This window comes from Chelatococcus reniformis, from assembly GCF_014640075.1.
Taxonomy (GTDB): domain Bacteria; phylum Pseudomonadota; class Alphaproteobacteria; order Rhizobiales; family Beijerinckiaceae; genus Camelimonas; species Camelimonas reniformis.
The window spans coordinates 496,777-518,283 of the sequence record NZ_BMGG01000006.1; the positions used below are offsets into that span (position 1 = coordinate 496,777).

Below are 21,507 nucleotides of genomic sequence, written 5' to 3' on the forward strand. Positions count from 1 at the left end.
TCGCGTAAAGACGTCGGGCTCACCCCGGCATGGCTACGGGGCTCGGCGGCGCGGATGGATGATCTCACCGCGGGCGAGCTTCGCCACCAGCTCGGCGATCTTGGCGGCCCGTGTCTCCGGCGTCCGGGCCTGATGCACACGATACAGGATCGCGTAACGGTTGGCCGCGTCCAGCACCTCGAACAGGGCGGCCGCCGCCGGCTCGCCGTCGAGCGCGGCGCGCAGATCGGCGTCCATCGTCGCCCGGCTCTGCGACGGATAGGCAGCGTCCCAGCGACCGTCGGCCTGGGCCCGATCCACCTCCGCCTGCCCGCGCGCCACCATGCGCCCGGCGGCAATCAGGTGCTCGGCACGCTCGCGACTCTTCTGTGACCAGGAGCTGCCCGCGCGTCTGGGCGTGAATCGCACCTTGAAGAAATCGGCGTCCACCCGCCCGAGCCGCCCGTCGATCCAGCCATGCGCCAGCGCGCAGTCGATGGCGGCGGATTTGCTGAGCGTGCGCACCGACGCGCCTTTCTTTGCGAAGGCGAGCCAGACTCCCGGCGCATCGGCTGGCTGACGAGCAAGCCAGGACTCCAAGGCCGCGTCATCGCAGAAGGTGAGGAGAGGAAGAGGGTCTGCGGTCATGGAGCCGGCCCGGAGTTCGATCGTGGCCGCGGGCCGTCAGGCGGGGCGCCGCGTCAGCGACAGCCAGACCCCGCCGCCGATCAGCGTCAGCCCGGAGATGCGGGCGAGCATCCGCGCCCGGTTGCCTTTCAGGAACCAGGCCCGGCCGAGGCCCGATGCGATGGCCCACCCGCTGTCGGTCGCGGCCGCCATCCCCACCGAGACGGCGCACATGACGGCGAGCTGATAATCGCTCGGCAACGCGGGATCGACGAACTGCGGCAGGAAAGCGGTAAAGAACGCCAACGTCTTGGGATTTGAGAGAGCCACGACGAAGCCGCGCCAAAAATGCACGTGGTGCGGCGGCGCCGGCAGCTCGGTGACCTTGCCGGCATTCCGCCATGCCTGCACGCCCAGCCAGACGAGATAGGCGGCGCCCGCCCAGCGGATCACCTCGAAGAGGATGGCCGAGCTCTTCAGCAGCCAGGCCAGGCCGAAGGCGATGGCGCCGACCAGGAGGCCGTTGCCGACGATGGTGCCGGCAACGGTCACCAGGGCCGGGCGGATGCCCTGGGTGGCGCCCGTGGCGATCACCAGGGTGACGATCGGGCCCGGCGTGATGATCAGCACCATCGTGATCAGCAGAAAGGCGAAAAAGAGTTCCGGATTCACGTCCAACCTCCGCGTCCGACCATGCTACGCGATGGCGACATCGATCACCACCGCGTCGCGCCGAAGTCGCGCGGCGCCCTGTCCTCAGGCGAGCGCGAGAAGCTCACGTACTACATACTTTGCGCCGGCCGCCGAGCTGGCCGAGACCCGTGAGATCAGCCAAACCCATACGTAGATCCGTCCGGACTGCGTTGACCCTGTGACCGTGACCACCCTCGAGCCATTGGGATGGGGCCGCCGACCGAACGGGCGCCTCCGACGCGCTCCGCTGATCCCAGCATGCCGCAAGGGAAGGACTCCGCACTCGCGTGTTGAACAGGCTGCGCCGAGATCTGCGTCCCCCAGCGTCGATGAAACATTCGACACCGGCGGCAGCTTTCAAGTCTCGGCCGGGCAAAGCTCAATCTTAATGCTTTAAATCGACGCGATGCGGATGTACCTTGCTCGAATACATGCAGCAAAAGTGTCAGCGGAGCCGGTCACAAGTCTCAATCTGATATTCCGCAAGCATTGACGTGGTCGGCCGCAGCTCTCGCAGCATGGTTGGAAGGGGGATTCCATGGCCGATGCACGTCCGCCAGCCAGCGGCAAAGGCAAGCCGCTGGACGAAGCCCCTAACGGCTCTACCATGATCGTCACCGGTCGGATTTTCCAGGAAGCGGGTGGAGGCGTCGGCGGCCTGCTCGTCGAAGCCGTCGACGTGCGCCAGCAGGGCGAGGTCGTCCGCCTCGGGTCAGCGGCGGTCGACATGGGGAGCTTCTCGATGGCCATCTCGATCGAGGGCGGCCAGGCGAAGAACCGCGTCAATCTGCAGCTGCGGGTCTTCGCGCCGGAACGTCCCGGAGCCGACCGCAAGCGGCGTACGTTGTTCGAGACCGAGCTCCGGGCGGGCGCGGCGGCACACGAGCACTTCGAGATCGAGCTGCCCCGCCGCTCGATCGAGCGGGCCGGCCTTGTCCGCAACGGCGCCGCCACGTCGCGTGCGGCGCTTGCAGCTGCCGACGTCGAACGCGAGCGCCGCGCCGCCATCCGCAAGGCCGGGGATCGGGCCTTCTCCGAGTCTCTCGCCGAGGTGAAGGAGCGTCGCGATCTGTTCCGCGGCAGTATCCGCGATACGCTGGCAGCGTCGCTCGCCACGGTAACCCCCGAGGAGCGAAAGCGCGGCCGATACGTCGCGACGCCGGAGGATATCCGTGCCGTCGGCGAGAGCGCGCTCAAGGCGGACTTCAAGACCCTGACCGGCACGCAGGACCCGGACACCGACGAGGAGCGAGGCCGCATCCGACGCACCGGCCGCATCCGCCTCACCAAGACCCAGTTGCAAGAGCTGACCGGCGGCAGCACCGGCCCGGTCGAGATCACCGAGGGGGATCTCGAAAAGGTCGTCGGCACCTCCCTCGACAAGCCGGCCCAGATCTACCGCCGTTCACCGGCCGAGGACCCCTGCCGTCCGCGCACCCAGGCCGAGGCCTGCCTCGACGGCGACGACGACCATCACCACGGGCCGGCCCAGCCCGAGGAGCCCGGGCCACTCACGCACGCAGGCGAGGCACCCGTCTATGTCAGCAAGAAGGCGATCAACGAATTGATGGAGCGTCAGGCTTCGCCCGAGGACCTGCTCGTCTTCGGCCCACAGGAGGGAGCGCGCGAGCAGCTGCTCGAACCCAGCCTCAACGCCGCCGGCGTCTCCAGCGCGATCGCCAAGGTCACCTTCGCTCCCGGTCCGGCCGACGTGCCGGCCCTTCATTTCTTCAACGACCTCCAGATCGCATTCGAGCCGATCTGGCAGGAAGCACTCGACGACCGCTTCCTCGACAACGTCGAGGCCGCCTACGACAAGTTCGTCGAGCGCGGCGGCGCGCCGGCCGTGAAGCGTGTCAAGGATCTCCTCGCCGGCGTCTTCAACGCCAATCTGTTCCTCAACGAGTTGCTCGACATCGGCACCTCGACCGACACGGCCTATGAAGGCGTCGCCAGCGTCGTCATCATCACCCGCGAGGAGTGGACTGCGCTGCCGTCGCTCGCGCGCAACCATCTCTCCCAACTTGCAACGCAGATCGCCAACATCCGGCAGGCCCTCCTCGACAAGGTCGACGACGGCGAGATGTCGCTGTTCGATCTCCTCGCCGCGAAAGGGACGACGCGCGCACTGATCCAGGCCGGCCTGGGGCCTCTGATGTCCAAGAGCGCCATCCAGCTACGCACCAAGCTGCGTCTGCTCAAGTCCGATGCCGACGGGATCGTCGCCCTGGCCCGCCGGCTGGTGCTGGAGAACGAGGCGGCACGTCCGTTCCGTCCGACGCACACCATCATCGAAGACTTGAAGCGGCAGCACAGCCGCGCCTATCCGTTCCGCCATTTCGCCGCGAGCCCGCGCTATCGCAGCGTCAACTTCGGCCTCCTCGTCACCTATAAGCAGATCTGGACGCTGAAGGCCTACCAGGTCGGCGAACTGGTCAGCACCCTTCCGTTGGCCCCCCGGGAATCACGCAAATACAGCCGCCGGACGCTCCGCAAGACCAAACGCTCGGTCCAGGAGGTCGAATCCCGCTTCGAGCGGCGCGCCGGCGAGCAGGAGCAGCGTTCGCGGATCGAGTCCGAGATCGTCCACCGCGCCACCTCGAAGACCAACTTCTCGATGTCCGCGACAGGCAGCGTGAACTTCACGGCGGGCGGTGGCGGCGGCGGTGGCGGCGAGCAGAACAGCGGCGGCGGCATGGGCGTCAGCGGCTCCAGCACCACCACCTTCACGCGCGACGTCGAGCAGCATTCGAGCTCGGTCAAGAAGGAGTTCAACGAGGCCGTCCGCAAAGCCAGCGAGGAGGTCAAGAACGAGCGCAAGACAGAGATCACGACCGAGGAGAGCTTCGAGGAGGAGGAGACCCAGTCCGGCGAGATCATCAATCCGAACGATGAGATCCCCTGCACCTTCCTCTTCTACGAGCTCCAACGCCGCATCGGCATCGAAGAGAAGATCCATGCCCTCCAGTCGGTCGTCTTCGTCGCTCAGGAGGTGCCGGCACCGAGCGAGCTCACCCATGCCTGGCTGATCCGCCACGATTGGATCCTGAGCCGCGTGCTGCTCGACCCGTCCTATGCGCCGGCGCTCGGCTACGTCTCCACCAGCCTGATCAGCGACGACGTCGCTCTTCGGGAGATGCGCGAGGCTCTGTTCCGTCAGCGCAAGCTGGTCGAGGATCTGAAGCAGGATCTCGCCGATCGCCGGGCGCTCGCCGGGCTGCGGTACGCCGCCCTGCAGAAGCAGATCGAAAAGACGGCCGAATCCGCCGAAGGCGGCGGCGGGCTGTTCGGCGACATCCTCGGCGGGATCGGCGACATCGCCGGCGGCATTCCGATCGTCGGCGGCATCGTCGAGGGAGCGCTCGACATGGTCACCGGCGAGGGCGAGGTGAGCCAGGCCGACCAGTTGCGCGAAGGTGCGGCGCGCGACGCCTATGAGCGCGAGCAGCGCGAGGAGCAGGACCTTGCGTCACGGCTGATGAGCGCGCTCTCGACGCTGGAGTCGATGCAGAGCGACTATACTGATCGCTTGTCCCGCCATCTCTCGCAGCTTGGCCAGGTGCATCGGCTGATCGACCATATCTGGCAGAACATCCTCTATTACATGCAGGCGATCTGGGCCCACGAACCAGACGACCAGCGCTTCCTGCGCCTGAAGGACGTGCCGATCCCTGTCTTCACCAAGGACAAGACACGCCCTATCACCATCAATCCGGCTGTGCTCGCCGCTGCCACCGACATCGCGGCGATCGATACCAAATGGGTGCATGCCACAAGCGGCCTCGGCATCCGGCGCCCGCCCCTGAGCGAGGCGGACAGGATCAAGACCGTGCCTCTGTCGCGGGCGGCCAACATCTACAAGCCGGCCGGCGTCGTCGCGAACTACCTCGTCTTCCCCATGTACGAGGCCAACCCCATCACGGATTTCATGATGGAGCCGTACGTCGCCCTCGCCGAGGGCGAATACGGCCTCTCCGACCCCGACCCGATCGGCAACATGACGCTCGACGAGTTCGCCGACTATGTCTGCTGCCTGCGCAAGCATTACGAAGAGAAAAACCGCGCCGACGAGTTCGAGAAGCTGAAACCGGAGCTGCGCGACGCGCTGAAGAAGCTGCTCCAGCGCTCGCGCCGCGACGAGGACATCGTCATCCCTTGCGAGGACGGCCTCTATATCGAGGCGCTGCCCGGCGCGCATTCGGTTATGGAGCAGTTCAAGCATCTGCATCGGATCATCGACGTCAAGAGCGCCCAGGCCGACGTCCGCGGCAAGGAGCTCGATAACATCCGCCGCGCCGAGCGGATTCTCACGAACGAGCTCGGCGATCCGGACGTCGAGCGCCAGATCAATATTTCGGGGACGGCCGGCGTCGTGGTGCCGCCCGAGGTGTGATGTGACGAGGCGAGCCGCATCGATCGAAGGAGCCGGCCATGGCGCCTGAACCCGTTTCCTTCAGGCTCAGCCAGATGATTGCCGAGGCCGATCGCGCGATCAAGGAGACTGACGATGCGCTCGCGCCCCATCGCGCCAGCAACAAACCGATCCCGAAGGCCCTGCTGAGCCAGTATTATCGTCTGCACCAGCATCGCCACGCGCTCGAGCTGCAGCGCACCTACCCCCAGGCGGTGATCCTCACGGATGTCCACTTCACGTCGATCATGGGAGCCGACGGGCAGCAAATCGCGCTCAACGTGAAAAAGGGCGCGGGACGCATCGCCGATGCCGCGATCGTCTACGGAGACCGGGTGTGGCTGATCGAGGAGAAGGTGCTCGACGAGGTGTTGAGGGCTTTCCCGAAGAAGGCGAACGCGAGGCTGCAGGCCGAGAAGATCGTGCCGAGCTCCAAGGCGGGAACCCAGCTCGCCAACGAGCTCAAGATCCTGAAGCAGGCTGGCCGAAAGGGCGTCATGCTGGGGATCACCGGCGTCCCGGTCCTCGGCGGGCCACGGGTCGAGATGCTGCCGGAGGTCGACAACATCGCACCGTCGCGGCTGCAGACCTACAGAAACATGGGCGATGGGCCGCAGGTGCCCCAGGGGCCCCCGACCACCCGGATGCCGGGGACCGCCAAGCCCCTCGTGGCGCGTGACATCGTGTCGAGCCAGGGGGCGCCGAGCATCCAGGCCGTCGCCGTGCCGCCCCCGGCCCAGGTTCCGCCGCCCCCCGTGAGCACGCCACCGATCGCGGGCAAGACGCTGACCCCGCCCCCGCTGCCCACCCCGGATCGGCGAGGCGGCGTGCTGCAGCCCCCCGTTCCGGTGCGGGGCGTCACCGGCAATCCCCAAGCCGATCGCGGCGCCGATCGTCCGCAGACCGGGCGTGGCCGCTGGCGATGGCCGGCGACCACGGGAAACGTTGGCGGCGGCATGCGGCCTCAGGCGGGCACTACGCTCCAGCGCGCACGTGGCGCTGCCGGCGGCGCAGCCGGCGCCATGCAACAGATATCCCAGGGACTGACTCAAAGGGCCCACCAGGCCGTCTGGGATCGCGCCGCTCGCGCGGCGGCCGAGCCTGACATCTGGCGCCGCGTTCAACAGCTTCGCCACGATGGCAATTGGGTATGGGTGAAGGGGGTGTTCTGGCACGACCAGCCGACCTTCTCCGAAAGCAACGACGTTCGCTTCCAGGCGATCGAGGTGCTGTATCTGCATGACCCGCACGGGGCGAAGGATGAGGAATCCGCCCGGGGATCGTCCAATTGGCGCAACCCTCCGTCCGTGAGCCAACGCTGGAGTCCCGGTGAGCAGCGCAACATGCCGAAATACTACCACGCCAGCGGGCAGGAACTGAACTTCTACGCTCCTGAGCCCGAATTCGAGTACTTCGATGAAGATATCTCGGTCGGTAATCTGAAGATGGGGAGGTGCGTGCGAAGGAAGCTGCGTTGAGGCAGCGGCGCGGCCCAAGACGGATACTCCAGCGCCGATCCGCCGCCAACGCACGGCGTCCGCGGTGCCACGCTCTGCTCGACGGGTTGATCTTCGTGCGAGCCACCCGCAGCATAGGGCGACAATTCATCGTGGAGGTGCGAGAGGCGGATGCCGACCAGCCTGACCCTGCCGGTCGTGGTGACCTGGCAGCTGCTACGGCGCTTCTGGCCGCAACTTCTGGCCACGGTGGCGCTCGGCATCATCGCCGTGAACCTGCTCCTGCTCGGGGCAGCGCGGATCGCCCTGGTCGACCCAATGGCCGGACTGATGGTGCTGACGCTGGTCGTGCTGGCGCAGCTGGTGACCACGGTCGCCCTGTTTCAGATCCTCCGGCCAGCGCTGCCGGCGGTCGCCGCCGCGCAGACCAGGGCGGCGAGCGAGGCCGCATCGGGCGGCCCGGAGGGCTCCCACCCGGCATCGCTGATCGGCGTCGCGCTGCTGCCGTTCTTTCTCTACTACGCGGCATGGGGCTTCCTTGGCGACACGGTGCGCCAATACTCGCGGCTGGCGCTGGAGATGGCGCCCCTCGGCCAAAGCGGCAACGTGCTTCACGTGCTCGATTCGCGCTGGCTGATCGTCTCCGTCGCCATCGCCTGGCTACTGCGCACGATCGCCAAGCGGCGACAGAAGGTGCAAAAGAGCACCTTCTGGGAGATCGTCGTCGTCGTCTGCGAGACGAGCTGGATCTTCATCGGCCTCTACGTCGTCAGCCGCTGGAAGGACCAGCTGTTCACCTGGCTGGGGAGTGGTGGGCTGTGGCGCGCCATCGACGCCGCCGCGGCCGGCCTAGTGCCGGCGGCCCACGCCGCGGGCATGATGCCGGTCGAGCACGCGCCGCCTGCCCTTCCCGACGCCCTTCTCTCGCTCTTCTGGTACATGCTGCTGCCGGTGGTCTGGCTGGTCCTCGCGGCCATCGTCTACGGCTACGACATCCGAGATACCAAGCCGTTCGCCCAGGGCCGGGCCGGCGGCTGGCTGAAGCGCTATCAAGCGCTGCCGGCCTTCCTGCGCGACTTCGCCGACCGCTTCGTCTCCGGCTACCGCAGCCGCTACCTGCCCGTCGCCAACGGGGTGCGGCTCGCCTTCGGCTCCGGCGTCATGCTGCTGGCGGTGCTGATCGTCGGCTATCGCCTGATCGATTGGGGAGCGGCGTGGCTGTGGCTCGGGGCGGTGCGGCTGATCGGCCAGCAGCCCGCCTATCTCTGGGACATCCTGCCGGACGCGATCTCGCTCGTCCTCGGCAGCCAGTTCCAGGATTCCTCCCTCGGCCTCCTGGTGGAGCCGCTGCGCATCTGCTTCCTGGCAGCGATCCTGGAAACAGCCTTCCGGCTGGGCGACGGAGCGCGCGCCCCCGAGCGTCCCGCCGCACAACCCGCCGGCTAGCATTTTCGAGCAAAGTGGACGCCGGTTCGCGTAAAGAAAACGTGACGAAACAAACAGATAGAGCATTTCGGCGATTCGAAGAAACGCGGAAATACTCTAGAGTCTCCCGATCAGATGATCCCACCGGCTCGGCACACGCTTTAGCGCCGCTGGAACACCAAATAGTATGGTTGCTCCCCGTCGAGGCTCAGTGTGGGGCGCACCGAGGGCGCCACGTCGCGCGGTACCAGGAAGGCTTCGCGGACCGTCAGTACCGCCTCCGGTGGCTGCTTCGACAGCGAATGCGAACCGCAGGTCGCGATATCACGCTGGCGCGCGGGGTAGAGCGCCGGCGTGTAGCCGAGCTTCGCCGCGCTCCAGCGGCGCCCCTGGCCGTCGACGACACCGACCTGGCAGGCGCCCCACAGCTGTTCGAAGGTGGTGTCGCCGACCTTCAGCGCGTTGTGCGCGGAGCCGACCTTCACCGAGAGATCCGCCACCAGCAGGGTAAAGCCCGGCGGCACCGCCGCGGGTTTCGCCTCCGGCCGTGCCACCAGACCGGTGAGGGTCCACTCGCTGCCACCAAAGACCGCCGTTTCGCCCGCGGCCACCTCGCGGGCGACGATGTGGCTGCCGTGCCAGAGCCAGTAGAGATGATTGGCGCCGAGGGCGGCGGCGGCGAGCGGCAGCAGCAGCGGCAGGGTCAGCAGGGCCCGGCGGCGCCACCGGCGCTCCCCGGCACCGGCCGGCTGGCTGATCTGCGCCATCACGCGTCCCCGCCCAAGCTCAGGTCCAGTGTGTCGACGACATCGGGTCCACCAGCCGGATCGCGCGGAATGGCATCGAGATCGATGCGCAGTTCGCTGTCGAACCGGGAGATCCAGTCGCGTGAGAGATGCAGGCTCGCCCCGCTCGCCGCTTCCGGACGGATTTCGAACACCAGCCGACCTCGGCTTGCCTGGCCGACCATGAAACCGGTCGGCAGCCCCGCGGGCGCCCGGTCCGATTCATGGAAGGTGAGCCCCGACGGTCCGTTCCATGTGCGGCGGTAGAGCACGACCGGTTGCCGCATCGCCTCCAGCTCAAGGGTGACGACCACCCACAGGCCGTCCGTCGTGAGCGTGCGGGCTTCGCGATCGAATGGCACCTTCAGGTTGCGGGCGAATTCCACCTTGTCGACACGGCCGGCGAGGAAACGCCCCCTCACCGTCTCGCCCTGGCGCCCAGCGACCGGCACGGTACGGGCCAGATCGACGGGGCGCGGCTTCGAGGCCTGGAGGCCGTAGCAGAGCAGCGCCGCGACACCGAGCACGACAACACCCATCAGGACCCGCATCAGTCGACTCCGCCCCTGCCCGGCGGCGCGACCGCCAGGGTGAAGCGGCCGGCCGGCTGCTCGTTGAACCAGCCGGGAAGCCCCTTGAGATTGTCCATCGCCTTGTAGCGCTTGGAGTTGACCACGAAGGCGAGCGAGGCCGGCGGCTCCTGCCCCTTCGCCATCGGCCAGATGAAGGCCACTCTCTCGCCGAGGCCGGGATGCAGGCCCGGCGACCGGCCGCCGACGCCGTCGCGCAACAGCACCACCGTCGGCCGCGGCCGCTTCCCATCGAGGCCGGTCTCCGGCTTGAACAGGGTGCCATAGTCGCTGCTCGTCTCGGCAGTGCGATTGACGAGCTGCGCCTCGAGCACCAGCGCCCGGCCGTCCTTGAGCTGAATGCCGTGAACCGCCCCGGCGGCCGTATAGGCGGCCAACGGCCTGACCAGCCACTGGCCGGTCGCGATCGACTGCCGGGCATCGAGCGTCGCGGGCGGCTTCGGCTTGGTGCCGAGAATGGCGAGGCCGATACCGACGATCACCGCGATGGCGGCGCCGACACCGCCGAGCAGCCACCCCTTCAGCCGTTGCCCAAGACCGGAAAATTCGGTCACCGTCCAGATCTCGCCTGCAAAGACGCCCTCCCAGCGCCGCTTAAGCTTAAGTCGCTTGTACCATTGCTAACACAACGAAGGCAACAACATCAACAGTCACGTAGACTGCCAACCGGTGAAACACGCTGCACCTAACCAGAAATTTGTTCTTTATTATATAAAAAATACTTCAATATACTGACGCAGCCGATCCTATGCGATCGGGAGCCCCGCTCGTTGCAGGCGCCTCAACCGCTCTCTGTTCCTTTCCGAGGGCGGGCAGGACGAGCGCGCGCTCGCCCCGCGGTGTTCAGCGCCACGGCGGCGCGAACGAGTGCCTTCAGCGCCTCCTCGTCGATCGCCTCGCCCTCACGGATGTCGATGGCCCGCCGGGTGTTGCCGTCGAGGCTGGAGTTGAAGAGGCCGGAGGGGTCCTCGATCGAGGCGCCTTTGGCGAAGGTCAATTTCACAACCGCCTTGTAGGTCTCGCCGGTGCAGATGATGCCGCCCTGCGACCACACCGGAACGCCGCGCCACTTCCACTCCTCGACCACGTCAGGAACGGCCTCCTTGATGAGACCGCGAACCCGCGCGAGCATCTCGCCCCGCCAATCGCCCAGTTCCTCGATGCGCGCATCGATCAGCCGGGCGGCGGCGTCTTCCCCGTCTGTGTCGGCCGAACCGCTCTCGTTCGTCGTCATGCTCGCCGCTCGTCATCGCCTGAAGATGGCGCACCGGCACGTGGTGCCGGCTCCCCCCAGCTTAGCTACTACGCAACCGCCGTCGGCGATACCGTCCGGCGCGCCGGCTCAGCCAGCCTGTGCCTGCCGCGCCTCGATCAGCTTCCAGCCATTCCCCGACGGATCACGGAAGCTGGCGTCGACGCTGCCGTAGCGCTCCACCGGCTCCTGCGTGAACTCCACGCCACGGGCCTGCATCCGCTCATGGGCGACGCGGCAGTCGTCGACGACGAGCACGAGCGGCGGCATGGCGCCCTTCGCCACCATCTCGCGAAGGGTCAGGGCGGTGGCCGCATCGTGCATCGGCGCCTGAGGCGTGAACAGACCGAGCTGGAAGGACGGCTGCTCCGGATGCTGCACCGTGAGCCAGCGGTAGTCGCCGTTGCGCGCATCGGTGTGGACGCGAAAGCCGAGCTTCTCGACATAGAATTGGATGGCTTCGTCCTGATCGCGGACATACAGACCGACCACCCCGACACCCTGGCTCATGGGACCTCCGTTGCTTCAGGTCCGTTCACCCTAGCGTCCGCTTCCAGCCGCCGCTTCTCCGAAACTGCGATTGTGAGGTCGGGCCGGTGGGCAGCGCTGAGGAAGCAGGGTGGCACCGGATCGAGTTGATGGGGCATCGCCCTCTGGCGCGACCGGAGCGCGCCCGGGCTCTCGCCGGTGACGTCGCGGAACGTTCGCCCGAAGGTGCCCAGGCTGTTCCAGCCGGTCTGGAATGCGATCTCGGTGACAGGCAGGTCCGTATCGCGCAGCAGCGCCTTGGCCCGCTCGAGGCGACGCGTGAGCAGATAGCGGTGCGGCGGGACGCCGAAGGCCTCCTTGAAGGATCGTGCGAAGTGGGCCTCGGAGACGCCGCTGACGCGCGCCAGCCGCGGGACGGGCCACTCCTCGTGCGGGGCCGCGTCCATCCGATCTCTGGCGCGCAGCAGGCGGCGCAGCAACGCGGGATCCTGGCCCGTAGGCCCGCGCCTCTGCTTGCTGCCGCGCTGATCGAGCGTCCTCGTCAAGGCTCGTCACCCTCCATCGCCGGCGCCTCGCGGGAGCTACATGCGCTCGCCCGGCAACTGGCTGGCCTGCTTCACCCAGGCGGCGAACTGTGCCTCGTCGAGTGCCTCGCCCTCGCGGATATCCAGATAGCGCGTGTCCTGGCTCTTGGAGGCGCCGGGCGGGACGGGGTCCAGCGACGTGCCGCGGAAGAAGGCCACTTTGACGTATTTGGTGAAGCAGTGGAAGCTGAGGAACCAGCCCTCGCCCTCGACCCCGTAGAAGGGCGAATTCCACTTCACGGCCTTGGAGACGCCCGGCACCGTGCGCTCGATGATGGCATCGAGGCGACGACCCAGGTCGCTCTTCCAGCCCGGCATGGCGGCAATGTAGGCCTCAATCGGGGCGTTGCCATAGCCCTTGGCGATCTGCGGATTGCCGCCGGAGAGCAGGGTCGGCGTCGCGGCGGGGGCCTTGCCCCCGGGCACAACGGCATCGGGCGCCGGCGGTTTCTTCGCGGGCTTGCGCGCGAGGGGCTTTGTAGCCTTCGCGACGCTCGTCGATGCGGTAGATGGCTTGTCGGCCATATGGTCACTCCACGGGCTGGCGGATCAATGGTCAGCGATGCCTGCCGCGCATCACCTGGGGCACGATGCCGAAATCCGCAACGATTTCCAGCTTGGCCTTCTCGGCCGGCATTCGCTCCGTCATGAGCCATGGTGGCAGCCCGCTGCAACACCGCTCGCAGGCACTGCGCCCTCGGGTGATGCGACCGCAACCGATGCGGTGGACTCCAGGCGAGATCCAGGGTCACTGCGGCGCTCGCCGTCGCGGCGCGCGCGCAATGCCGTCGCGCGCATCCGCGCCCACCGGGCCGACTTGTGCAAGCCCTGCTGCCGCCGGTTGAGGAGCCCGGCAGGCAGTTCCATCGGCGAGACAGGATCGAGGTGGCGGCTCCCCACCGGGTGCCACTAGACCCGCTTCACCTTCGCTTCGCGCGCCCACAGCCGCAGCGGCGCGCAGCTCTTGACGAAGCCGGCCGCGTCGGCGGCGGCCTTGAGCTCGATGGTGCCGGCGTCGAGCGCGGCAGCGACCCCCGCCTTCTCCAGCAGCGGCAGGGCCGCCGGCACGTAGCCGATAAACTTCAGATGCGCGAAGGCGTCGGCCACGAAATCCCGCACCGTCGCCTCGTCGGCGAGCAGCTTCGCGCCGTCGTCGGAGACCAGGAGGGCGACAGCATCGAAGACCACCGAAGGGCCGCCGTCGATCTTCTCGTCGGCGTCGATCCACGCCCCGTCGCTGGCGGTGACGCCGCCGACCATGGGCGCCACCAGCTTCAGCAGGGCACCTTCGGCCTCGAGCGCCGCCTTCAGCCCCGTGAGCAGCCCGGCATCGACCCCGTCGGTGACCAGCGCGCCGAGCTTGCGGCCCTTGAAGCTCTGCGGGCCGTTGCCCACGATGCTGAGGGCCGGCGACGGCTTGAGGCTCTTGTCCACCGGCCGTGCCGGCTCAGCCGGCGCCGGCATGGCCTTCAGGCGCAGACCCTCGGCCACGGCCTTGGCGAGCACCTCGTCGACGTTGAGGAGGTGGGCGACCATGCGGGCGCGGATCGCCGGCGTCTCCACCTTGCTCAGCTCGAAGGTGAAGGCGGCAGCGATGTGGCGCTGCTCGATCTCGGCCTGGCTCAAGTAGAACTGCCGCGCCTGGCTGTAGTGATCGGCGAAGGTCTCGGCGCGGATGCGCAGCTTCGGCCCCTCCTCCTCCGACGGATAGGACGTGAAGCCCGCATCCGGCGCCTCGCGCGGTCCGCCGGCGGCTCCACCCCACGAGTTGGGCTCGTAGTTGGCGCGCCCCTTGGGATTGTGAAAGGCCATGTGTCCGTCCTGCTGGAAGTGGTGGAACGGGCACTTGGGCGCATTGATGGGCAGATAGGTGAAGTTGGGACTGCCGAGCCGCTTCAGCTGCGTGTCGAGATAGGAGAAGTTGCGGCCCTGGAGCAGTGGATCGTTGCTGAAATCGATGCCCGGCACGATGTTCTGCGTGCAGAAGGCCACCTGCTCCGTTTCGGCGAAGAAATTGTCGACGCAGCGGTCGAGCACCAGCCGCCCGACACGGCGCACCGGCACCTGCTCCTCCGGCACGATCTTGGTCGCGTCGAGCACGTCGAAGGCGAATTGTTCGGCGAAGACCTCGTCGAACAATTGCAGGCCGAGCTCCCATTCCGGGAAGTTGCCGGACTGGATCGCGTCCCACAGGTCACGGCGGTGGAAATCCGGATCGGCGCCGTTGATCTTCAGCGCCTCGTTCCACACGACGGATTGAAGGCCGAGCTTGGGCTTCCAGTGGAACTTGACGAAGGTGGACTTGCCCGCGGCGTTGATCAGCCGGAACGTGTGAACCCCGAAGCCCTCCATGAATCGGAACGAGCGGGGGATGGTCCGGTCGGACATGATCCACAGCGCCATGTGCATGCTCTCGGGATTGAGCGAGATGAAATCCCAGAAGTTGTCGTGAGCCGTCTGCGCCTGCGGAAAGCCGCGGTCCGGCTCCTCCTTGGCGGCGTGGATGATGTCGGGGAACTTGATCGCGTCCTGGATGAAGAATACCGGGATGTTGTTGCCGACGAGATCCCAATTACCCTGCTGGGTATAGAGCTTGACGGCAAAGCCACGCACGTCCCGCGCCAGATCGCTCGAACCTTTGCTGCCGGCGACGGTGGAGAAGCGCACGAAGGCCGGCGTCTTGTCGCCGGGCCGCTGGAACAGGTCTGCCTTGGTGATATCGGCGAGCGACTCGTAAGGCTCGAAAAAGCCGTGGGCGCCGAAGCCCCGGGCATGCACGACCCGCTCCGGGATACGCTCGTGATCGAAGTGGAATATCTTCTCGCGAAAGTGGAAATCCTCCAGCGCCGTGGGCCCGCGCCGTCCGATCCGGAGGGAATTCTGATCGTCGGCGACCGGCACACCCTGCTGGGTGGTCAGCACCGGCACCTCGCCCCCGGCGTGCTGGTGCGTCTCGCCGCCTTCGCCTCGGGTGACGGTCTGGTCGGCATAGCTGGCGGTGGATGGAGAATTCGGCACGATGGACCTCCGCGAATGGCTGCTGACCCGCGGAGCCGCACCGGGCGCCGCCTGCGGCAGTAATGTGCGGGAGGGGCAAAGGTTGCGGCCGAGACTGGAGTTCAGGCCGGGATATTTATGGAAGCGGAAGCGGCAGCGCAGTTGGCCGGCGCATAGATGAGACGATGATAGGTTCTCGCCTTCAGGCCCTTGAGTCCGCCTGTTGCTCCGCTGCAATACGGCCCCCGGAGCCCAGCCACTATGGCGCCCCCGATCGATTGCACCACGCACTCGCGAGGCACTCCTAGCCGCACCGGGCTACGGGGTCTCGCCGGCAAATGTCCCGGCAGGTGGGATCCGTCGCGAGGATCGGATAGAGATGCGCTTAGGTCTTTCGATCTGGAGCACCTCTCTCAAGCGGATGAGTCCACCGCCTCGCGAGGCCTCCAGGCGGGCGCGTGGCAGGGAGAGATCATGATCGTCGGCATCGACTTGGGCACGACCAACAGCGCCGTCGCCGTCTGGCGGGACGGCGAGGCGACTCTCATTCCCAACAGCATCGGCGATGTTCTGACCCCATCGGCGGTCGGCGTCTCCGACGAGGGTGCGGTTCTGGTCGGCATGGCGGCGCGCGAGCGCCGCGCCACGCACCCGGCGCTCACCGCCACCGCCTTCAAGCGCCAGATAGGCACGCAACAGAAGCTCCAAATCGGCCAGCACCTGTTTTCGCCGGAAGATCTGTCGGCGCTGGTGCTGCGGGCACTCAAGGCCGATGCGGAGGAATGGCTCGGGGAGCCGGTGGACTCGGCGGTGATCACCGTGCCGGCCTATTTCAACGATCGCCAGCGCAAGGCGACGCGGCGCGCCGGAGAGATCGCCGGCCTCAAGGTGGAGCGGCTGCTCAACGAGCCGACCGCCGCGGCTCTGGCCCACGGCATCCACGAGAAGGAGGACAAGAACCCTTTTCTCGTCTTCGATCTGGGCGGCGGAACCTTCGATGTCTCCATCGTCGAGATTTTCGAGGGCATCATCGAGGTCCGCGCTTCGGCGGGCGACAACCGGCTGGGCGGCGAGGATTTCAACGATGTGCTGGCCGATCTGGCGCTGGGGCAGTTTCCGGCGCTGGCCGGCATCGCGCATGACAGCCGCCTGCGGGAGATGATGCGCGCCGCGGCCGAGCGCTGCCGCCGCGCCCTGACGACGGGCGACCCGGCGGCCTTTTCCTTCGTCTGGGAGGGGCAGCCGTTCGAGACGGCTGTCACGGCGGCCGACTTCGAGGCGGCGGCGGGGCCCCTCGTCGCGCGCTTGCGCGACCCGGTGCTGCGCTCCCTGCGCGACAGCGGCGTCGTGTCGGAGACATTGAGCGAGGTCGTACTCGTCGGCGGCGCCACCCGCATGCCGCTCGTGCGCCGCGCCGTCACCCGCATGTTCGGGCGCTTTCCCGACGCCTCCGTGCACCCCGATCACGCGGTCGCTCTGGGTGCCGCCGTGCAAGCGGGTCTGCGCGCCCGCGACGCCGCGCTGAACGAGATCCGGCTGACCGACGTCTGCCCCTTCACCCTCGGCGTCGACACCACCGAGTTCGACAGCAACGGCCGCATGCATCCCGACGTCTTCGCGCCGATTATCGAGCGGAACACGGTCATCCCGGCCAGCCGCGTCCACGCCTTCTCGACGGTTCATGACAACCAGAAGGCGGTCCAGTTCGGCATCTACCAGGGTGAGGCGCGCAATGTCGCCTCCAACGTCAAGCTCGGGACCGTCTCGGTGCCGGTGCCGCCTCGCCCGGCGGGGCGCATCCACGTCGATTGTCGCTTCAGCTACGACACCAGCGGCCTGCTCGAGGTCGACCTCACCGTGCCGGAGACCGGCATGACCAAGCAGCTTGTCATCCACGACGACGAGGATGCCCCTGACGAGGCCGAGCTTGCCGCGCGGCGCGCAGCTCTCGCCGGGCTCAAGGTGCACCCGCGCGACGACGCGGCCAATGCCGCGGTGCTCGCCCGCGCCGCGCGCTGCTACGAGTTCTTCCTGGGCGAGCGGCGCGACCATATCGGCCAGTTGATCCTCGCCTTCGAAGCAGCGCTGGAGCGCCAGGACCCGCGCGACATCGCGCATGTGCGCCGCGAGGTGGAGGAGCGGCTGAACGCGCTGGAAGGCGAGCGTTTCCTGTGAGCAATTGGGCTATCCTCGGCCTGGAGCCGACCGGCGACACCACCGCGATTCGCCGCGCCTACGCGCGCAAGCTCAAGGCGATGGACGTCGACGCCGATCCCAAGGGCTTCATGGCGCTGCGCAGCGCCCTCGACCTGGCCGTGCGCCAGGCGAGCGAGCCCGAGCCGCAGCCGATCGAGCTCACGCCCGGGCCTGCGGCCGCTCTCGATTCCTCTCCGGCGACAGACGAGATCGCCGAGTTCTGGCCGAGCACAGCGGGAGAGCTGGTATCGCCCGTAGCCGAGCGGCGTCCACCAGCTTCCGAACCCGCCGTGCCGTTTCCCCCGGCCCGGACGCCGAAGCCGGTCGACGATCACGAGGCGCGTTTCGACAGGCTCGCCGCATTGCTGTTTGTCGACGACGAGACGGCGCCGCCGGACCGCTGCGCCCTGCAAGAGGCCCTGCGCGCCCTGCTCGATCATCCCGACATGGAGGCCATCGATCTCTCCGCCAGGACCGAGGCGCGGCTGGCCGAGGCCATCTTTCACGCGGTGCCGCGCTCGGACGCCATCCTGCCTCTGGTGGTCGAGCGGTTCGGTTGGGCGCCCGAGAGCCGGGCGATCCATGCGCGGCCACTGATCGTGCACCTGGCGCGGCGCGCCGACGATCTCGCCGTCCTCGACCAGTTGAGCGAGCCGCTGCATCGCTGGCACGCGGCCTTCCGGCTTCTGCAACGCCCGCCGCCGCGGCGCATCGGCCTGCGCGCCTGGCTTGGGGACGCACCGCAGGTGGCCCAGTTGCTTGCCGACATCAGAGCGCACAATCCGGACCTCATCTCCGCTCTGGACACACGCCACGTGGCGCTGTGGGACGCCAGGCTCGGGGCGCGGGCCGAGCAGGTGGCGAAGCGCTCGACCTCCATCAGCTGGTACGGCTATCTCATCGGCGGCTGGATCGCGCTCTACGCGGCCCATCTGACGATGAGCCTGTCGCGGTGAGCCCTGCCATGACCACATGACCACACCCCCCGTTCGATCGTTCCGGGACAGCTTGCCTGTGCTGCTCGCGAGGTACCTGTTGGCGTACAAGCCCGATTTCACGGGCCGCGCGACGCGCAGCGAGCTGCTCGGCACGCTTGGAGCCTGCGCCATCGCCACCGCCGTGCTCGTGCCCCTGGTCGTGATCGTCAAGTCGCTGCTTCTGGCGATGACGATCCTGACGCTCCTGCTTCTGATCGCCGTGCCTCTCGTCGCCGTCTGTATCAGGCGCCTGCATGATACAGGGCGCGGCTGGTCCGCGTTCGGCGTCGTCGCGATCCCCTACGTCGGCCTTCTCGTTCTCGCCGTCTTCCTCGCGTTGAACGGAGAGAAGCATGACAACGTGTTCGGGCCCAATCCGCGGCCGCCAAGTGGGTGAGAGCGAGGCAGGCGCGGTCGATTGTTCGGTGCCCGGCCGAGCCGGCGCGGCGTTAGCCCCGTCCATGCCCCGAAGCGACCGCTGGAGCGGTCCGTCGGAGACGATCCGCGGCGCCTGCCCCTCGAAAGCGCGCAGTCGGAGGCCGAAACATGCCCGGGGAAGCCCGCTTCGCAGGGCATGCGCTATTACTTCGTTCTGACGCAATTGCGGACGCAGAACCGCTGCACATTTCTGCTTTAGCACTCGTCGTTAGGACGCGCGAGCGCCGCGGCGCATGGGGATGACGGATGATCACCCGCAGGAGATTCATCGAAGCTGCTACCGCCTGCGGTGCGGCCTTCGCCCTGCCGGCCCCTGCGCCGGCCGCGACGCCCGCGCCGATGGCGCGCGCGATCCCCTCGTCGGGCGAACGGATCCCCGCGGTCGGGCTCGGCACCTGGATCACCTTCAACGTCGGCGACGATGCCGCGCTGCGCGACGAATGCACGGGCGTGATGGCAGCCTTCTTCCAGGCGGGCGGCCGCCTGATCGATTCATCGCCCATGTACGGCTCGTCACAGCCGGTGATCGGCTATGGGCTGGGCAAGCTCGGCCGGCCCGCAGCCCTGTTCTCCGCCGAAAAGGTCTGGACGTCGTCGCCGGCGCACGGGGCGCAGCAGATCGAGCAATCGCGGCGCCTCTGGGGCGTGGAGCGCTTCGACCTCGTGCAGGTCCACAACCTGCTCGCCTGGGAGGCGCATCTGGAAACGCTGTTCGCCATGAAGGCGGAGGGGCGGCTCCGCTATGTCGGTATCACCACATCGGAGGGGCGCCGGCACGAGCTTTTCGAGGAGATCATGCGCCGCCATCCGCTCGACTTCGTGCAGCTCACCTACAACATCGTCGACCGGGAGGCGGAGCAGCGGCTGTTGCCGCTGGCGGCCGAACGCGGCACGGCCGTCATCGTCAACAGGCCTTTCCGCCAGGGCGCGCTCACGCGCAAGCTCGCGCACCAGCCGCTGCCGGGCTGGGCCACCGAGATCGGCGCCGGCAGCTGGGCACAGGTCCTGCTGAAGTTCATCCTCGCCCATCCGGCGGTCACCGTCGCCATCCCCGCGACGAGCCGCATCGACCACGTGCGCGAAAATGTGGCGGCCGCGGCCGACCCCCTGCCAGATGCCGCCCTGCGGCAGCGGATGGCAGCGCACGTGCGGACCCTCTGATGTCGGAATGGTGGACGTACCGGCTGGAGAGCTTCCTGCTGTTCTCGCCACGCGTCTATTGGCGCATGTTCGAGCTGCACAACGCCGCCCTCTGGCCGCTGCAGCTCGCGACCCTCGCTTCCGGCGTCGTCATCGTCCTTCTCGTTCTCCGCCGGGCGCCGGGACATGGCACCTGGATCGGGCTCATTCTCGGTGTGCTGTGGGCTTGCGTCGGTTGGTCATTCCTGTGGAACCGCTATGCGGGGATCAACTGGGCGGCCCTCTATGTCGCGCCGGCCTTCGGCTTGCAGGGGCTGCTGCTGGCTGCCGCCGGCGCCAGCGGAGGTCTTGCCTGCGACCGGCGGGACGTCACCGGTCGCCTCGGCCTGCTGCTCGTGGCGAGCGGCCTCGCCTATCCGCTGCTGGCGCCGCTTCTGGGACGGCCCTGGATTAGCGCGGAGGTCTTCGGCGTCGCCCCGGACCCGACCGCGATCGCAACGCTCGGCCTCCTCGTCGCGGCCGGTGGACGGTGGCAGCCGCTGCTGTGTCCGATTCCACTGTCGTGGCTGCTGCTCAGCGGCCTCACCCTGCGCACCATGGGCGAGGGGCAGGCCCTGGTGCCGCTCGCGGCGGCGGGAACGGCTGTCGCCCTCCTGATCCTGCGCCGCGCACCGAGCTCAACGCCCGCCTGATCCGGGCGGAGAAATACGCATCTCGAGAAACGTCGGGTACCGTTACTGGCCACCCGGCGCCGATGAGGCCGGACGATATCTGGCGCTTGGCCGCAAGCCGCTTGCCCGCCGACGATCGCTGGATCAACGCGGAGAACATCGAAAAGTCGCCGGCGGCTACATCATCCAAAGTGAGGAGTTCGTCATGCTCGACCACATCTTTCTCTCGGTCAGCAACATCGATTGCTCGGTCGAATTCTATAGGAAAGCGCTTGCGCCGCTCGGCATCACCGACCGTCTGGACTACGATGGAAGGGATGGTCCGCCCGGGCATCCCGACCTGAAGGGCTTCGGCGCCAACGGGCGCATGGTCTTCTGGCTGAAGCAGGGCTCGGTCGAGGGCCGTGCCGTCCACGTAGGCTTCGTGGCGAGCGGCAGCGCCGCCGTCGACGCGGCCTACGCCGCGGCCATGGCTGCCGGAGCAACCGACAACGGCCCGCCCGGCGCCCGGCTGCATTACGATCCGCGCTACTACGCGGCCAACGTCCTCGACCCCGATGGTTACAGCCTCGAGTTCGTCCACAAGAGCTGGCAGCGCTGACCATCTACTTCGGATAATACCATTAGAAATCCGCCGCGAAGCGCGCGCGAGCGGTCGCGGCGGTGGGACCGGCCTATGCAGCGGCGTGGTCGCCCTGACGTGAGCCCCTGAAACTCCTCCACGGATAGTTAGAGTCCGCCCCAGCACGAGGGACGGACGGATGAAGAAGTCACGGTTCACGGAAGAGCAGATCAT

General features: G+C 67.7%; 19 protein-coding genes. 9 read left to right on the forward strand and 10 right to left on the reverse strand.

The features are described 5' to 3' along the window. Positions 1-33: 33 nt before the first annotated feature. Positions 34-627: a YdeI/OmpD-associated family protein gene (locus tag IEW34_RS18635; RefSeq protein ID WP_188610711.1), complete on the reverse strand. Its 594-nt coding sequence runs from the start codon at positions 625-627 to the stop codon at positions 34-36. A 36-nt stretch (positions 628-663) separates the two neighbouring features. Further along, a complete protein-coding gene (locus IEW34_RS18640; protein WP_188610712.1) occupies positions 664-1,278 on the reverse strand; it encodes a LysE family translocator in 615 nt (204 codons plus the stop codon). Positions 1,279-1,837: 559 nt separating this feature from the next. Between IEW34_RS18640 and IEW34_RS18645 the strand changes: the two genes are divergently transcribed. The 3 genes from IEW34_RS18645 (at position 1,838) to IEW34_RS18655 (ending at position 8,613) form a co-directional block, all read left to right on the forward strand. Further along, positions 1,838-5,692 (forward strand): hypothetical protein, encoded by a 3,855-nt coding sequence (locus IEW34_RS18645; RefSeq protein ID WP_188610713.1) that lies wholly within the window; start codon positions 1,838-1,840, stop codon positions 5,690-5,692. Positions 5,693-5,730: 38 nt separating this feature from the next. Further along, positions 5,731-7,188, forward strand: a complete 1,458-nt coding sequence (locus IEW34_RS18650) for a hypothetical protein (RefSeq protein ID WP_188610714.1) — start codon at positions 5,731-5,733, stop codon at positions 7,186-7,188. A 150-nt stretch (positions 7,189-7,338) separates the two neighbouring features. Next, positions 7,339-8,613 (forward strand): hypothetical protein, encoded by a 1,275-nt coding sequence (locus IEW34_RS18655; protein WP_188610715.1) that lies wholly within the window; start codon positions 7,339-7,341, stop codon positions 8,611-8,613. A gap of 140 nt (positions 8,614-8,753) precedes the next feature. Here the strand turns inward: IEW34_RS18655 and IEW34_RS18660 are convergent, their stop codons facing one another. From IEW34_RS18660 to katE, 8 genes are all read right to left on the reverse strand, one after another. Then, positions 8,754-9,359 (reverse strand): hypothetical protein, encoded by a 606-nt coding sequence (locus IEW34_RS18660; protein WP_188610716.1) that lies wholly within the window; start codon positions 9,357-9,359, stop codon positions 8,754-8,756. After that, positions 9,359-9,928 carry a hypothetical protein gene (locus IEW34_RS18665; protein ID WP_188610717.1) on the reverse strand — a complete coding sequence of 190 codons (570 nt, stop codon included), beginning with the start codon at positions 9,926-9,928 and terminating at the stop codon, positions 9,359-9,361. The genes IEW34_RS18660 and IEW34_RS18665 overlap by 1 nt, the downstream gene beginning before the upstream one ends. Beyond that, positions 9,928-10,521: a hypothetical protein gene (locus IEW34_RS18670; protein WP_188610718.1), complete on the reverse strand. Its 594-nt coding sequence runs from the start codon at positions 10,519-10,521 to the stop codon at positions 9,928-9,930. Before IEW34_RS18670 ends, IEW34_RS18665 begins: the two co-directional genes overlap by 1 nt. A 227-nt stretch (positions 10,522-10,748) precedes the next feature. Continuing rightward, positions 10,749-11,201: a DUF1801 domain-containing protein gene (locus IEW34_RS18675; RefSeq protein ID WP_188610719.1), complete on the reverse strand. Its 453-nt coding sequence runs from the start codon at positions 11,199-11,201 to the stop codon at positions 10,749-10,751. A 108-nt stretch (positions 11,202-11,309) separates the two neighbouring features. Further along, entirely contained in the window at positions 11,310-11,729 is a 420-nt protein-coding gene (locus tag IEW34_RS18680) for a VOC family protein (RefSeq protein WP_188610720.1), read from the reverse strand. Further along, positions 11,726-12,154: a helix-turn-helix transcriptional regulator gene (locus IEW34_RS18685; protein ID WP_188610760.1), complete on the reverse strand. Its 429-nt coding sequence runs from the start codon at positions 12,152-12,154 to the stop codon at positions 11,726-11,728. The genes IEW34_RS18680 and IEW34_RS18685 overlap by 4 nt, the downstream gene beginning before the upstream one ends. A gap of 135 nt (positions 12,155-12,289) precedes the next feature. Further along, positions 12,290-12,817: a DUF1801 domain-containing protein gene (locus tag IEW34_RS18690; protein WP_188610721.1), complete on the reverse strand. Its 528-nt coding sequence runs from the start codon at positions 12,815-12,817 to the stop codon at positions 12,290-12,292. Between the two features lie 384 nt (positions 12,818-13,201). Further along, the gene (gene katE, locus IEW34_RS18695; protein WP_188610761.1) at positions 13,202-15,313 is read right to left on the reverse strand and encodes a catalase; all 2,112 of its coding nucleotides are present in this window, start codon (positions 15,311-15,313) and stop codon (positions 13,202-13,204) included. A gap of 450 nt (positions 15,314-15,763) precedes the next feature. On the opposite strand from katE, the gene IEW34_RS18700 reads away from it, so the two are divergent. The 6 genes from IEW34_RS18700 (at position 15,764) to IEW34_RS18725 (ending at position 21,312) form a co-directional block, all read left to right on the forward strand. Next, complete coding sequence (locus IEW34_RS18700) at positions 15,764-17,464, forward strand: Hsp70 family protein (protein WP_188610722.1); 1,701 nt, start codon at positions 15,764-15,766, stop codon at positions 17,462-17,464. Continuing rightward, positions 17,461-18,441: a hypothetical protein gene (locus tag IEW34_RS18705; protein WP_188610723.1), complete on the forward strand. Its 981-nt coding sequence runs from the start codon at positions 17,461-17,463 to the stop codon at positions 18,439-18,441. Before IEW34_RS18700 ends, IEW34_RS18705 begins: the two co-directional genes overlap by 4 nt. A 79-nt stretch (positions 18,442-18,520) precedes the next feature. After that, positions 18,521-18,859, forward strand: a complete 339-nt coding sequence (locus IEW34_RS18710) for a DUF805 domain-containing protein (protein WP_188610724.1) — start codon at positions 18,521-18,523, stop codon at positions 18,857-18,859. A 380-nt stretch (positions 18,860-19,239) separates the two neighbouring features. Beyond that, positions 19,240-20,061, forward strand: a complete 822-nt coding sequence (locus IEW34_RS18715) for an aldo/keto reductase (protein WP_244642084.1) — start codon at positions 19,240-19,242, stop codon at positions 20,059-20,061. After that, a complete protein-coding gene (locus IEW34_RS18720) occupies positions 20,061-20,732 on the forward strand; it encodes a DUF6064 family protein (protein ID WP_188610726.1) in 672 nt (223 codons plus the stop codon). Before IEW34_RS18715 ends, IEW34_RS18720 begins: the two co-directional genes overlap by 1 nt. Before the next feature lie 184 nt (positions 20,733-20,916). After that, the gene (locus IEW34_RS18725) at positions 20,917-21,312 is read left to right on the forward strand and encodes a VOC family protein (RefSeq protein WP_188610727.1); all 396 of its coding nucleotides are present in this window, start codon (positions 20,917-20,919) and stop codon (positions 21,310-21,312) included. Positions 21,313-21,507: the final 195 nt, after the last annotated feature.